Source organism: Achromobacter sp. GD03932, from assembly GCF_029839485.1.
GTDB lineage: Bacteria > Pseudomonadota > Gammaproteobacteria > Burkholderiales > Burkholderiaceae_B > Achromobacter > Achromobacter bronchisepticus_A.
Genome location: NZ_JAOCAT010000027.1, coordinates 20,244 through 33,043, shown reverse-complemented (window position 1 = coordinate 33,043; position 12,800 = coordinate 20,244). Strand labels below are relative to the sequence as shown.

Sequence of the window (12,800 nt, the reverse complement as noted above, 5' to 3'; positions counted from 1 at the left end):
AAATGGCCGTGTACCGACCCTAGGCGCCGTTCGGATGCAGCAGATAGTGCACGACGGGAGCCAGGCCTTCGAGCGGCGGCGCGCCGGCCACGACGCGGGCGGCGCTGGCCCAGGGATAGTCCAGGCCCAGCAGCCATCCGAACACCGCTTCGGTATCGTGCGCGGGCAGCGTCACCATGGTTTCGATGGTGATGACGAGGTTGCTGGCGCGATAGGGCTCGGGCTGGAATTCCCAGTCATAGCGGCCACAGCCCACGCGGACGTTGCCCGTGGCCTTTTCCGTCATGCCCACGATCCAGTCGCACTGGTAGTCGGGCAGGCGCGCGCCGGCCTCGGGCCGCGCCAGGTAGAACGTGTAGACGTTGTCGTAGGTCTGGCCGAACTTGCGCACCAGCGTATCGGTGATGGCGGCCAGGCCGTGCGACTCGGGCGGAAACGCGATGGCCTGCGTGCGCAAGGCCATCTTCAGCACGGCGTCCGGCGCGAACGCGCGCGCCATGTAGTGCGGGCGGTTCTCGTCCTTGGCGTGAAAGTAGTCGCGCAGGACGGATTCGGTACTGGCGGGAGTCAACGCATGGGTGGGCATTGCGGGGCTTCCGTTGTGGTCTGGTGAATGGATGGCCTCAGGCCTTGATCTGTTCGAACCACTTCGAGACATTGGGCGGTTCGTACATGGCGTAGCGGTCCAGCAGCAAAGCAGGGTCCTCTTCCACCACCAGCATGTCGCGATGCTGGGGGCGGATGAATTCTTCCTCGACCGCATGGTCCACGAACTGGACCAGCGCGTCGTAGTAGCCGGCAATGTTCAACAGGCCGCAGGGCTTCTGGTGCATGTTCAGCTGGGCCCAGGTCCAGACTTCGAAGAACTCTTCCAGCGTGCCCGCGCCGCCTGGCAGCGCGATGAAGCCGTCGGCCTTTTCCATCATCATGGCCTTGCGCTCGTGCATGCTCTGCACCAGGTGCAGTTCGGTCAGGCCGCGGTGCGCCTGTTCCTTCTTCATCAGCAGTTCCGGGATCACGCCGATCACGCGGCCGCCGGCGGCCAACACCTCATTGGCCACCACGCCCATGATGCCCACGACCGAGCCGCCGTACACCAGTCCCAGATCGCGCCGCACCAGTTCGCGGGCCAGCACGCGGGCCTGCTCGATGTAATCCGGCCGGGCGCCCGGGTTCGAGCCGCAATACACGCAAATGTTCTTCAGAGTCATAGATCTTCGGGTGATGCCTATCCCGTTACAGATTGCGTCACGGGTTTTCGGGAAGCCCATAGTTTACGCAAGGTTCGAAAACCGGTTTCGCCGGGCAATTTTGGGGGGCGCAGGCAATGTTTGGACACAGCATGTTCGGCCACGATCGGTAGACTGGGTTGTACGGAGAGACTGGAAGCCCAGTGTCGCAGTGCTTTCACTTAACCAAGAGGAGCCACGATATGGAACAAGCAACCCGTACCCACGCGCAGGCGAGCCGCCCGTTCGACATGGACGTGAAGGCCATACGCGCCAAGGCGCGCAAGGACATCGAGTCCGGCGCCGTGACCGACACTTATCGCGCCGACCGCCAGACCGTGTTGAAGCTGCTGAATGAAGCGTTGGCTACCGAGATCGTCTGTGTGCTGCGCTACAAGCGCCATTACTTCATGGCCCGCGGACTGAACGCCGAGCCCGTGGCCGCGGAATTCGCCGAGCACGCCACGCAGGAACAGGACCATGCCGACCGGCTCTCGGAACGCATCGTGCAGCTGGGCGGCGAGCCCGACCTGTCGCCCAAGGGTCTGTTGGAGCGCAGCCATTCTGAGTACGTCGAAGGCACCTCGCTGGAGGACATGATCAAGGAGAACCTGATCGCCGAGCGCATCGCCATCGACAGCTACCGCCAGATGATCGAGTACATCGGCGAACAGGACACCACCACGCGCCGCCTGCTGGAGGAAATCCTGGCGGTGGAGGAAGAGCACGCCGACGACATGTCGGACTTCCTGGCCAAGCGCTAGCGGGCGCGGCGCGCCGCCCGGGCATCGTGGCGGCGCGCGGCCGCGTCCAGCGCCGCATGATGGGTCTCGGCCCACCGGTCCAGCGCGATCAGGGCCACGTTCAGGGACTGGCCCAGTTCGCTCAGCCGGTAGTTCACGTGAGGCGGCACGGTGCCCAGGTCCTCGCGCAGCACCAGGCCGTGGCGCTCCAGTTCCTTGAGCGTCTGCGTCATGACCTTTTGCGAAATCCCGTCCAGCCTGCGCAGCAGCTCGTTGTTGCGCATGGGGCCATGCTCCAGCGCAGGCAGGATCAGCGGCACCCATTTGCCGGCGATCAGTTCCAGGGCGCGGCGCGACGGACAGGCGGCGTCGAACACGTCGCCCGCGGGCGTGGAGGCGGATGGCTTTTTCATAGTTACCAAAAGGTGCGTACTTGTCGTACGGTAACTATAGTCTCTAAGCTAGCCGTTCCCTAGTCCTGGCAGGAGGCCGCAATGGCCTGGTTGATTCTGGTCGCCGCGAGCGCGGTGGAAATCGTGATGGCCCTGGCCTTGAAGTATGCCGACGGCTGGACGCGTTTGTGGCCCAGCGTGATCGGTATCGCGGCCGCGCTGGGCAGCGTGTTCTTGCTGACCTTGGCCATGAAGCAGCTGCCCGCAGGCACTGCCTATGCCATCTGGACCGGCATCGGGTCCGTGGGCATCACCGTGCTGGGGATCATGCTCTTCGGGGATTCGCCGTCCGCCGCCCGCCTGCTGTGCATTGCGATGATCGTGGGCGGGGTGGCTGGGCTCAAGCTGCTGGAAGCTTGAGCCCAGCACGCGGCGGGCGCCGCGCGCGGGACCGGGCTCAGATCGCGTCGGCCCAGAGGTCGTATTCGTCGGAATCGGTGACGCGCACGCGCACCAGGTCGCCCGCCTTCAGGGGCTTGTCCGAGCTGACGTAGACGCAGCCGTCGATCTCCGGCGCGTCGGCGCTGCTGCGACCCACGGCGCCGTCTTCGTCCACTTCGTCGATCAGCACGTCGATCTCGCGGCCCACCTTCCTGGCCAGGCGAGCGCTGGAGATCGATTGCTGCAGCTCCATGAAGCGTTCCCAACGTTCCTGCTTGACCTCGTCCGGCACCGGATTGTCCAGCACGTTCGCGGGTGCGCCTTCCACCGGCGAATACTGGAAACAGCCCACGCGGTCCAGCTGCGCTTCCTGCATCCAGTCCAGCAGGTACTGGAAGTCTTCCTCGGTTTCCCCGGGGAAGCCGACAATGAAGGTCGAGCGTATCGTCAGATCCGGGCAGATTTCGCGCCAGCGCTTGATGCGGGCCAGGGTCTTGTCCTCGAAGGCCGGGCGCTTCATGGCCTTCAGGATGCGCGGGCTGGCGTGCTGGAACGGAATGTCCAGGTAGGGCAGGATCTTGCCCTCGGCCATCAGCGGAATGACTTCGTCCACGTGCGGGTACGGATACACGTAGTGCAGGCGCGTCCACACGCCCATCTCGGACAAGGCCATACAGAGTTCGGTCATGCGGGTCTTTACCGGACGGCCGTTCCAGAAACCGCTGCGGTACTTCATGTCCACGCCATAGGCGCTGGTGTCTTGCGAGATCACCAGCAATTCCTTCACGCCCGCCTTGACCAGGCGCTCGGCTTCGCTCAGCACGTCACCCACCGGCCGGCTGACCAGGTCGCCGCGCATCGACGGGATGATGCAGAAGCTGCAGCGGTGATTACAGCCTTCCGAGATCTTCAGATAGGCGTAGTGGCGCGGCGTGAGCTTGATGCCTTGCGGCGGCACCAGGTCCAGATAGGGGTTGTGGTCCTTCTTCGGCGGCGCGGCCTGGTGCACCGCGCGCACCACCTCTTCGTATTGCTGCGGGCCGGTCACGGCCAGCACGCTGGGGTGCACGTCGCGGATCACCGATTCCTCGACGCCCATGCAGCCGGTCACGATGACCTTGCCGTTCTCGGCCAGGGCTTCGCCGATGGCCTCCAGCGATTCCGCCTTGGCGCTATCGATGAAGCCGCAGGTATTGACCACGACCACGTCGGCATCGTTGTACTCGGGCGTGACGACGTACCCTTCGGTCCGCAGCTGGGTCAGGATGCGTTCGGAGTCGACCAGGGCTTTGGGACAGCCCAGGGATACGAAGCCCACGCGCGGGGTTCGGCCGTCGGCGTTGGCCGCGGCGATAGTGTCGGCCAGGGCGGAGGTGGCGGACGCGTTCGCGTCAGCGCTGTTGGCCTTGCCGGGGCCCTTGCCAGGCCGGGAGGTTTCGAGGATTTCCAATGTCGTTCACCAAAAAAACGCGCGGCAAGCGTGTCGCGCGGCGGATGTGTTTTTCATGTCGGGCGAGGCCGGGGCGGCTGGCCTCAAGATTCAGCGTGTTCGTTGGCGGGCCACGGGGGCAGCTCTCGCAGGGTCTCGGGGTGCAGCATTGCTACCTGTAGCAGGGTCTTTGCCGCACCCGAGGGGGTGCGTCGTCCTTGCTCCCAATCTTGCAGCGTGCGCACGCTCACGCCCAGCAGCTCAGCGAAATCCGTTTGCGGCAGGCCCACGCGGTTGCGTGCTTCGCTGATATGCGACGCCTGCCACGGTGCGCTGCGCGCCGTCGGGGCAGCATTCTTCATGGCTCTTCAAAAGTCGGGTGGCGCCTGTGCGGCGTCCCAGGGGGTCATGCCGTCGCACCATGATGGGGGCGAAGGCGAATTTTTGATTATACGGCATTGCCGTAGGCCATGTGCAGCGGGGCCGAGACTGTGTCCGATATTTCATAGGGGAGATTGCGGCTCGCAGGCCAGGTCCTTGATACTTGGGACAGGGTCGCATCGATCCTTGACCGATTTCTTTGCACCCATGCATAATTCTTCCAACGCAACCCGCCACACGTGTTATCCACGGATAACGTGCCTCGCTCAGAGGCCGTGCAAAAGGCGGGTTTTTCACGTCCATGGTCTGTGCAACAACAATGACGAATGAAGCGCAGGCCGCGTATTCCGCGCCGACGCGAACAGACCGCGGTCCCAGGAAGGCGTTCGACAAACCACATCTTGAGCCGGAGGCGTTGATCGTCAAGTTGCGGGGCCAGGGCATGGTTATCGATGCGAAGACGGCGTTGCCCTATTTGCGGCAAATCGGCGGCTACCGGTTGAAAGGCTATTGGTATCAATGGCAGGACGCGGAAACCAGGAGGTTTCGCGGCCACGTCCATTTCGACCAGGTGATCAGGCGCTACGAGTTTGATCGCGAGCTACGCAGAATTACCAGTGACGCACTCGAACGAATAGAGTTGGCAGTGCGCACCGTGATGTCGAATGTGCTCAGCCGGCGGGAGGGGCCGCATTGGTTCATGAAAGAGGATCTTTTCACTTGGCCGCAGGGTTGGCGGCATCAGACTTTTCTCGAGAAAGTCCGGGACGAAATCGACCGCGTTCGTAAAAAGCCATTCATCGCGCACTATCGCGCAACGTACGATTCTCCCGAGTTTCCGCCAAGCTGGGTCGTGAGTGAATGCCTGTCCTTCGGATCCTGGACGCACGCATACAAGGGCCTGGCGAACGGTGAGTATCGCAAGGAGATCAGTCGAAGGTTCGGCGTAGAGGCCTGCGCTGTTTTTGACACATGGCTCTATGCTTTTGCAGTGCTGCGCAACACGGTCGCGCATCATGGCCGTCTATTGGGTGCACAGACCAGTGTGACGCCGGGTGACTATCGGAAGCGCGGACTCAGCTTCAATAGGCGTCGCACCTTCTTTGTGACGGCATCCGTCATTAGCTACATCGGAGCGCGTCTGGGGTATGGCCGGAGCTGGGAGGGCGATCTGCAATCGCTGATGGAGCGCTTTCCCGACATTCCAGTCGAGCTGGGGTTGGGTTTCCCGCCCAATTGGCGGGAGCAGCCCGGTTGGGCGTCCCAGTCTTCCATCCCGCGACTAGCGCAGTGATCCGTCGGTCATGCTGCTACGTACATCAATGACATATGCAGCGCCGCGCGCAACTTCCGGCGCCGGATCCGCCGCCAGCCGCGCAAGCAGCGCTGTCGCCATCGCGCCTGGAATCTCAGCTAGCGCCTGCGAGATGCGGACACGGGCCTGGACCGGGGTGTCGTCGTCGGCCGTTGCAGCTTCAAACCGCGACACGATTTGCAGGGCGACTGCGGGATCCTCCGCGAGTCCGGCCAGGGCGTCGGCTGCTTCGACATCGTGATCGCCGACCAAGATCTGTTCGATCAGCAGGGGGATGGCATCATGCACGCCCTGTGCGCCAAGCGTCCGGGCGGCCCGGTACCGGATATCGGCACTGGAGTCCGCCAGCGCCGTTCGCAACAGGTTGAACGCCTCGTCGCTGCCCACATAGGCAAGCGCCACTACCGCGCGTTCGCGCACCTCGGCATCGGGCAGGCGTAGGGCGGCCGCAAGCACGCCAATGCCGTCGCCTTCGGTTCTGGCCAGGGCCCAGCGCAGGGCGCCCGCAACGTTCTGGTCGGGCTCCTGCAGCAAAGCCTGGGCCACCCGTTCGCTCAGCGGCGCGCCGCAGATCGCCGCATCCAGCGCTGCGCGCTGTCGCAGCGGCGCATCCGCCGAGTCCAGCTGGTTCAGCAATTGGACGATGTCCAGCACCTTCGGCCAATCGGCAGGGGCCGCCGCGCGCACCGCGCTCAGCCGCGCCAGCAGCTCCTGCTCCGCGGTCAGACGCTGTTGGCTGCGCGTGATGAGTTCGTCGATGAGGGCATCGGGCAGGGGGCCTTGGCGGTTTAGCGCTTGGCCAACCTCCGAAAGCGCCAGGCCCAGCGTGCGCAGGCTCTCCACCTGGAAAAGACGCCAGACATCGGCTTCCGAATACTCGCGATAGCCCGCCATGGTGCGGCCTGAAGGTTTGAGGAGTCCGAGCGAGTCGTAGTGCCGCAACATGCGCGCGCTGATCCCCGAACGCCTGGCCAGTTCGCTGATGCGCATGAATGCTCTCTCCTGTGTGGTCTGCGCCCCAACCTGCGTATCCGCGCCTGGGGGACGGTTTTGCGGCCGTTGCTCAGACAATTATCGCTGCCCGGAAGGGCGCGCGGAATCGGTGGCGCGCGGCAATGACGGCGCCATAGTCCGGGCGTCCGCGGGGTCCAGCACGAAGGGGCCTTCCGGATCCGCGATCAGCCTGAGGGTGGCGCGTGCGTGGACGCGCACCGACGGGCGCTTGTGCTTTGCGGCGGCGGCTTGGAGGAAGGCGATTGCGGCGTCTCCGAGCATCGCCAAGGCGCGGCTGAGACTGCGTTTGAGATCCGTATCGCCGCGCCCGAGTTCTAGCACCAGCTCCCGCGCCAGACCGTCGCGTTGCGAGACCGGCGCCAGCCCGGCGGCGGTGCGCCATGCGGTTCGCGCGACCTCCGGATCCGCGTCATGTAAGTGCGCGCGCGTGATGGCGGACCAAGTGCCAGGATCGCCGATCTTCGACAGCGTGTGCAGCGCCTGGCTGCGCGCTTGGGCCCGGGGCGAGTTCAGTTCTGCCAACAGCAAGGGCAGGGTGTCGGCCTGCGGGTGCCGCGTCAGCGCCCAGGTGAGCATATCGCGCACGAAAAAATCCGCGTCCGTGCCGCAGCACGCCACCAATAGCGGGACGCTGACAGGATCGGGGAGCGTCCCGGCGCGCAGCGCGGCCGCCAGGCGGACCGATGCGTCCGGGTTGTCGAGCGCCGTCTTCAAGGCGGCATGGGAACTGCCGGGGGGGTGATGGGCCATGGGGTGCCTCCTTGCCCGGCAGTGGACACCTTCACACTGTGAGAAGGTCAAGGAGGCGGCAAACGGATCCGCAAGTGATTTGAAATCGAGGTCCTATCAAGGCGCGCTGCGCCGGTACAAGGCCAGGGTCCCCGCCAGCCCAATCAGCAGCCCCCCGCAGACGCGGTTCAGCCAGCGCAGGCCGGCGCCCTGGAAGGCGCGCACCATCTGCGCGCCCAGCGCGGCGTAGGCCAGCATCACGGCGATGTTCATCAGCGCCATGACCCCGGCCAGCACGGCGTATTGCGCCAGCAGAGGGGCGGCCGGATTGATGAACTGGGGCAGGAAGGCGGACATGAACAGCAGCGCCTTGGGGTTGGTCAGCGCCACCGCGAAGCTGCGCAGGCCTAGCGCCAGGCCGGCCGGACGCCGGGCGTCCGCCTGGGCGGCAGGCATGACCAGCGCCGCGTCCGAGCGCAGCATCTTCCAGCCCAGATAGGCCAGATAGGCCGCGCCCACCCATTTGATGAGCTGGAAGGCGATTTCGGACGCCGCCAGCACCACACCCAGGCCCGACGCCACCGCGCCGATCAGGACCAGGTCGGCCAGTACCGCGCCGGCCATGCCCCAGCAGGCCGCGCGCACGCCGTGGCGCGAACCGTTGCTCATGGCGAGCAGGACGGTGGGGCCTGGCGTGATGATGGTGACGGCCGAGGCCAGGATGAAGAGCAGCAGGGTGGCGAGGGTCATGAGGGGCTCCGTGGCTGGGGCCAGTGTGCCGTGACGGCCGCCATTCGTCCAGGTCCGGCTACCATAGCGGTCTTATCTCCTGAATTTGCATCATGTCCACGCGTTCCGACTCCCCCAATCTGGCCCCTCCGCTGTCCTCCGTCCTGCTTTCCAGCGCGGAGGTGGTCGAGGGCGTGCTGGACGGCCGCTCCCTGACGGACGCGCTGGCCGGCGTGGAATCGTCCTTGCGGCCCGCCACGCAGGCCGTGTCGTTCCATGCGATGCGCTATCTGGGCTGGGCCGACGCCGTGGGCCGCGAGATGGTGCAGCGCTATCCCAGCGTGCTGTTCGAATCGCTGCTGCTGGTGTCGCTGACCCTGCTGAAGGAAGAGGGCGACGCCGCGGCTGCCCTGCCGGGCATGCCGGTCTACGCGGCGCACACGGTGGTGGATCAGGCCGTGACGGCGGCCTCCCGCAGCCGCGCCCTGGCTTCCTATAAGGGCATGCTCAACGCCTGCCTGCGCCGTTTCCTGCGCGAGCGCGCGGCGCTCGAGGCTGCCGTGGCGGATAGCCCCGAGGCCCAATGGAACCACCCCGGCTGGTGGGTCAAGCAGCTGAGCGTGGCTTACCCGCGCGAGTGGCGCGAGATCCTGGCCGCGGCCAACCTGCCAGCGCCGCTGACGCTGCGCGTCAACCGCCGCCGCGCCAGCCGCGAACAGGTGTTGGCCGCCTTCCAGGCCGTGGGCCTGGCGGCCGAGCCCGTGGGCCAGTCCGGCCTGGTGCTGGCCGCGCCCAAGCCGGTGGCGCAATTGCCCGGTTTTGCCGAGGGCTGGTGGTCGGTGCAGGACGCCGGCGCGCAGCTGGCGGCCGAGCTGCTGGCGCCCGCCGATGGCATGCGGGTGCTGGACGCCTGCTCGGCACCCGGCGGCAAGACCGCCCACCTGCTGGAGCTGGCCGATATCGACCTGCTGGCGCTGGATGCCGATGCCGACCGGTTGGCCCGCGTCGGGCAGAACCTGGACCGGCTGGGCCTGGCAAGCGACCGTGTCCAATTGAAAGCGGCGGATGCGGCGGACCTGGACGCCTGGTGGGACGGCAAGCCGTTCGACGCGGTGCTGGCCGACGTGCCCTGCACGGCCTCGGGCATCGTGCGCCGCCATCCTGATATCCGCTGGCTGCGGCGCGAGAACGACGTGCGCCGCACGGCCACCCTGCAGGCCAGCATCCTGGACGCGCTCTGGCGCACGGTGGCGCCCGGCGGGCGGCTGCTCTACGTGACCTGCTCGATCTTCCCGATCGAGGGCACGCGCCAGGCGCTGGAGTTCATGCAGCGCCATCCGGAGGCGCAGCGGCTGGACGCGCCCGGCCAATTGCTGCCAGTTGCGGTCGATGCAACACCTGCGGCGCAGCGCGACGGGTTTTTCTACGCCTTGTTTGCCAAGCAGTCCTGAATCGCCAAGAATAGGGGGCATGACGTAGTTCCGGTGCCGTATGTCCATTATTCCGCGCTTAATTCTCGGGTTGTTGCTCGCATCTGCCTTGCTTTCTCTTGTGCCGGGCGGGCAGGCGCATGGGGCCGAACCCAAAGTCACCGAAGTTCGCCCGGCGGTGCGCGACGGCAAATTGGAAATCGACGCGGACATCGAGTTCGAACTGAACCAGCAACTGCGGGACGCGGCCCAGCGCGGTGTTCCGCTCTACCTAACTGCTGATCTCAACATCAACCGCGAACGCTGGTGGTGGTTCGACAAGTCCCTGGTCGATACATCCCGCACCTGGCGCATCATCTACAACGCCCTGACCCGGCAATGGCGGGTCGGCGTGGGCGAACTGACCTTCCCGGTCGCCTCGCTGGATGACGCCATGGGGGTCATCCGGCACATCCGCAACTGGCCGGTGGCGGACGCTGGCGACTTTGACGCGGGCGTGCTGTACGGCGGCCAGTTGCGCCTGCGCCTGGATACGTCGCTTTTGCCGCGGCCCTTCCAGGTCAACGCCCTGAATAGCAGCTCCTGGGTACAGTCGACGCCGTGGATGGACTTCACGTTCGTGCTCAGCGACAAGGAGAAAGACCCGTCATGAGGCTTGTGCTTCGGCTGGCCCTGATGGTTGGCGCCGCAAGCGGCCTGGCATTGCTGGGGCTGCTGGCGTGGTCCACCGGCAATGCCTCGCGCTTTGCGCGCTACTACGACACGCTGCTGGTGCTGAACGGCATTTTTGCGCTGGCGCTCTTCATCTGGGTGGTGGCGCTGACCGTGAGGCTGGCGCGGCAGATCCGCCGGCGCCAGTTCGGCGCGCGGCTGACGGCCCGCTTTTCCCTGGCGTTCGCGCTGATCGGCGTGGTGCCCGGCGCGCTGATCTACACCGTGTCGGTGCAGTTCATGTCGCGCTCGATCGAATCCTGGTTCAACGTGCGGGTGGACACGGCACTGGAGGCAGGCCTGAACCTGGGCCGCGCCGCGCTGGACTCGCTGCTGGCCGACCTGGACGCGCGCGCGCGCTCCATGGCCATGGAGCTGAACCGCAGCTCCGACAGCGGCGTGACGCTCGCCTTGACGCGGCTGCGCGAGGCCAACGGCGTGCAGGAAGCCATGGTCTTCACCGGCAGCGGGCGCATGATCGCGTTCTCCACCAGCCAGTACGGACAACTGCTGCCGGCAACGCCACCGTCCACCGTCATGAACCAGTTGCGGCTGGCGCGCGGCTATTCCGCCGCCGAGGCCGACGACCCCGTGACCCCCGGCGCTGAAGGCGGGCTGCATCTGCGGGTGGTGATTCCGCTGACGGGTCCCGACCGCTACGACAACCTGCTGGGGGCGGCGTCCGAACCGCGCTGGCTGCAGCTGCTGCAGCCGGTGCCCGAGCAGATCGCCCATAACGCCAATCTGGTGCAGCAGGGGTTTCGCGACTACCAGGAGCTGGCGTTGTCGCGGCTGGGCCTGCGCAAGCTGTACGGCATCACCCTGACCCTGGCCTTGCTGCTGGCGGCCTTCGGCGCCATCGCGGTGGCGCTCTCGCTGTCCAAACGGCTGGTGCGTCCGCTGCTCAGCCTGGCGGGCGGCACGCAGGCCGTGGGCGTTGGCGACTACCGGCCCTTGCCCGAACCGCCCGAGCGCGACGAAGTCGGCCAGCTCACGCGCTCGTTCAATGCCATGACGCGGCAGCTCGACGAGGCCCGCCGCATGGTCGAGAGCAACCGGCAGCAGCTGGAACGCTCCAATGTCTATCTGGAAAGCGTGCTGTCGAACCTGTCCTCCGGGGTGCTGGTGTTCGACGAATCGTTCCGCGTCACCACCGTCAACCAGGGCGCCCAGACCATCCTGGGCGCGGATCTGCGCTCGGTGATCGGCCGGCCGCTGGAGACGGTGGCCGGCATGCTGGAGTTCGCCAACATCGTGCGGCAGGCTTTTTCCGCCCACGCCGCGGTGGGTTCCGAGCGCCAGCACTGGCAGCAGCAATTCGAGATCGCTCCGGGCCAGGATGACGCGCCCGCCGGGGCGCAGCCCCTGACCCTGCTGGCGCGCGGTACGCATCTGCGCGTGGATGGGCGCGGCAACGGCTATCTGGTGGTGTTTGACGACATCACCGAAGTGATCTCCGCCAACCGGACCGTGGCCTGGGGCGAGGTCGCCCGCCGGCTGGCGCACGAGATCAAGAACCCGCTGACGCCGATCCAGCTGTCGGCCGAGCGCCTGGCGATGAAGCTGGAGGGCAAGCTGCCGCCCGCCGAGGCCCAGATCGTGGAAAGGTCCACCAATACCATCGTCAACCAGGTGGCATCGCTCAAGCAGATGGTGGACGATTTCCGCGAATATGCCCGCACGCCGCCGGCCGTGATGCAGCGCATCGACTTCAACGCCCTGGTGGCGGACGTGCTGTCGCTGTACGGCTGGGAGCCCGAAGGCGGTGCGTCGCGCCTGGCCGAAAAGGCCTTGAATCTGGACGTGACGCTGGCGCCGGACCTGCCGCTCATCGAGGGCGATCCCACCCAGTTGCGCCAGGTGATCCACAACCTGATGTCCAATGCCCGCGACGCGATCGCCGAGCAGGGCGGGCAAGGGCGGGTCAGCGTGACCACGCAGCTCATGCGTAGCGAGCAGCCCGACCGGGCGGCCCATCAGGCGCTCAGATTCACGGTCGCCGATACGGGCCCGGGCTTTCCTCCCCAGGTCATGCAGCGCGCGTTCGAGCCCTACGTCACCACCAAGTCCCACGGGACTGGGTTAGGATTGGCAATCGTACGCAAGATCGTGGAAGAACACGGCGGGCGTATCGACCTTGCGAACCGCAAGGAAGGGGGCGCGCGGATCTCCATATTGTTGACCCGGCTGGCTTCCGAGGCCGATACTATGGACGCGACCGCGCAAGAAAAGGATAATGCGGCTACGCAATAGGTGG

14 protein-coding genes are annotated in these 12,800 nt (G+C 66.0%); 6 read left to right on the top strand and 8 right to left on the bottom strand.

Going from position 1 to position 12,800, the window contains the following annotated elements; genetic code table 11:
• Positions 1–19 precede the first annotated feature (19 nt).
• Both N5C88_RS22995 and N5C88_RS22990 read right to left on the bottom strand, forming a co-directional pair.
• On the bottom strand, positions 20–586 hold the full coding sequence (locus tag N5C88_RS22995; protein WP_118933583.1) for a hypothetical protein: 567 nt from the start codon (positions 584–586) through the stop codon (positions 20–22).
• A 37-nt stretch (positions 587–623) separates the two neighbouring features.
• The gene (locus N5C88_RS22990) at positions 624–1,211 is read right to left on the bottom strand and encodes a TIGR00730 family Rossman fold protein (RefSeq protein ID WP_059378237.1); all 588 of its coding nucleotides are present in this window, start codon (positions 1,209–1,211) and stop codon (positions 624–626) included.
• A gap of 221 nt (positions 1,212–1,432) precedes the next feature.
• On the opposite strand from N5C88_RS22990, the gene N5C88_RS22985 reads away from it, so the two are divergent.
• Positions 1,433–1,993: a ferritin-like domain-containing protein gene (locus N5C88_RS22985; RefSeq protein ID WP_059378234.1), complete on the top strand. Its 561-nt coding sequence runs from the start codon at positions 1,433–1,435 to the stop codon at positions 1,991–1,993.
• On the opposite strand, the gene N5C88_RS22980 is transcribed toward N5C88_RS22985, so the two are convergent.
• A complete protein-coding gene (locus tag N5C88_RS22980; protein ID WP_059378232.1) occupies positions 1,990–2,385 on the bottom strand; it encodes a helix-turn-helix domain-containing protein in 396 nt (131 codons plus the stop codon). The two genes, N5C88_RS22985 and N5C88_RS22980, sit on opposite strands and share 4 nt — an antisense overlap.
• A gap of 81 nt (positions 2,386–2,466) precedes the next feature.
• Between N5C88_RS22980 and N5C88_RS22975 the strand changes: the two genes are divergently transcribed.
• Complete coding sequence (locus N5C88_RS22975; RefSeq protein ID WP_059378230.1) at positions 2,467–2,784, top strand: multidrug efflux SMR transporter; 318 nt, start codon at positions 2,467–2,469, stop codon at positions 2,782–2,784.
• A 37-nt stretch (positions 2,785–2,821) separates the two neighbouring features.
• On the opposite strand, the gene rimO is transcribed toward N5C88_RS22975, so the two are convergent.
• Both rimO and N5C88_RS22965 read right to left on the bottom strand, forming a co-directional pair.
• Positions 2,822–4,159 (bottom strand): 30S ribosomal protein S12 methylthiotransferase RimO, encoded by a 1,338-nt coding sequence (gene rimO / locus N5C88_RS22970; protein WP_280016328.1) that lies wholly within the window; start codon positions 4,157–4,159, stop codon positions 2,822–2,824.
• 179 nt (positions 4,160–4,338) lie between these two features.
• A complete protein-coding gene (locus N5C88_RS22965; protein WP_059378228.1) occupies positions 4,339–4,596 on the bottom strand; it encodes a helix-turn-helix domain-containing protein in 258 nt (85 codons plus the stop codon).
• A gap of 338 nt (positions 4,597–4,934) precedes the next feature.
• Here N5C88_RS22965 and N5C88_RS22960 point away from each other — a divergent pair, with 338 nt between their 5' ends.
• On the top strand, positions 4,935–5,909 hold the full coding sequence (locus N5C88_RS22960) for an Abi family protein (protein WP_280016316.1): 975 nt from the start codon (positions 4,935–4,937) through the stop codon (positions 5,907–5,909).
• On the opposite strand, the gene N5C88_RS22955 is transcribed toward N5C88_RS22960, so the two are convergent.
• The 3 genes from N5C88_RS22955 to N5C88_RS22945 all read right to left on the bottom strand — a co-directional run bounded on the left by N5C88_RS22955 (position 5,898) and on the right by N5C88_RS22945 (position 8,423).
• The gene (locus N5C88_RS22955) at positions 5,898–6,920 is read right to left on the bottom strand and encodes a HEAT repeat domain-containing protein (RefSeq protein WP_280016315.1); all 1,023 of its coding nucleotides are present in this window, start codon (positions 6,918–6,920) and stop codon (positions 5,898–5,900) included. The two genes, N5C88_RS22960 and N5C88_RS22955, sit on opposite strands and share 12 nt — an antisense overlap.
• Before the next feature lie 81 nt (positions 6,921–7,001).
• Positions 7,002–7,694, bottom strand: a complete 693-nt coding sequence (locus N5C88_RS22950; RefSeq protein WP_280016314.1) for a HEAT repeat domain-containing protein — start codon at positions 7,692–7,694, stop codon at positions 7,002–7,004.
• Positions 7,695–7,790: 96 nt separating this feature from the next.
• Positions 7,791–8,423 carry a LysE family translocator gene (locus N5C88_RS22945; RefSeq protein WP_054457734.1) on the bottom strand — a complete coding sequence of 211 codons (633 nt, stop codon included), beginning with the start codon at positions 8,421–8,423 and terminating at the stop codon, positions 7,791–7,793.
• Between the two features lie 92 nt (positions 8,424–8,515).
• On the opposite strand from N5C88_RS22945, the gene rsmB reads away from it, so the two are divergent.
• The 3 genes from rsmB to N5C88_RS22930 are packed head-to-tail and all read left to right on the top strand — an operon-like array spanning position 8,516 to position 12,796.
• Positions 8,516–9,853, top strand: coding sequence for a 16S rRNA (cytosine(967)-C(5))-methyltransferase RsmB (rsmB, locus tag N5C88_RS22940; RefSeq protein WP_280016313.1), 1,338 nt, complete (start codon positions 8,516–8,518; stop codon positions 9,851–9,853).
• Between the two features lie 40 nt (positions 9,854–9,893).
• A complete protein-coding gene (locus N5C88_RS22935; RefSeq protein WP_118933571.1) occupies positions 9,894–10,484 on the top strand; it encodes a DUF4390 domain-containing protein in 591 nt (196 codons plus the stop codon).
• Complete coding sequence (locus N5C88_RS22930; protein ID WP_059378204.1) at positions 10,481–12,796, top strand: ATP-binding protein; 2,316 nt, start codon at positions 10,481–10,483, stop codon at positions 12,794–12,796. Before N5C88_RS22935 ends, N5C88_RS22930 begins: the two co-directional genes overlap by 4 nt.
• Positions 12,797–12,800 lie beyond the last annotated feature (4 nt).

Coding starts and splice junctions, on each gene's coding strand:
- N5C88_RS22960 (WP_280016316.1), top strand. CDS start 4,935: ATGACGAATGAAGCGCAGGCCGCGTATTCCGCGCCGACGCGAACAGAC.
- N5C88_RS22990 (WP_059378237.1), bottom strand. CDS start 1,211: ATGACTCTGAAGAACATTTGCGTGTATTGCGGCTCGAACCCGGGCGCC.
- rsmB (WP_280016313.1), top strand. CDS start 8,516: ATGTCCACGCGTTCCGACTCCCCCAATCTGGCCCCTCCGCTGTCCTCC.
- N5C88_RS22930 (WP_059378204.1), top strand. CDS start 10,481: ATGAGGCTTGTGCTTCGGCTGGCCCTGATGGTTGGCGCCGCAAGCGGC.
- N5C88_RS22955 (WP_280016315.1), bottom strand. CDS start 6,920: ATGCGCATCAGCGAACTGGCCAGGCGTTCGGGGATCAGCGCGCGCATG.
- N5C88_RS22980 (WP_059378232.1), bottom strand. CDS start 2,385: ATGAAAAAGCCATCCGCCTCCACGCCCGCGGGCGACGTGTTCGACGCC.
- N5C88_RS22950 (WP_280016314.1), bottom strand. CDS start 7,694: ATGGCCCATCACCCCCCCGGCAGTTCCCATGCCGCCTTGAAGACGGCG.
- N5C88_RS22965 (WP_059378228.1), bottom strand. CDS start 4,596: ATGAAGAATGCTGCCCCGACGGCGCGCAGCGCACCGTGGCAGGCGTCG.
- N5C88_RS22945 (WP_054457734.1), bottom strand. CDS start 8,423: ATGACCCTCGCCACCCTGCTGCTCTTCATCCTGGCCTCGGCCGTCACC.
- N5C88_RS22975 (WP_059378230.1), top strand. CDS start 2,467: ATGGCCTGGTTGATTCTGGTCGCCGCGAGCGCGGTGGAAATCGTGATG.
- N5C88_RS22985 (WP_059378234.1), top strand. CDS start 1,433: ATGGAACAAGCAACCCGTACCCACGCGCAGGCGAGCCGCCCGTTCGAC.
- N5C88_RS22995 (WP_118933583.1), bottom strand. CDS start 586: ATGCCCACCCATGCGTTGACTCCCGCCAGTACCGAATCCGTCCTGCGC.
- N5C88_RS22935 (WP_118933571.1), top strand. CDS start 9,894: ATGTCCATTATTCCGCGCTTAATTCTCGGGTTGTTGCTCGCATCTGCC.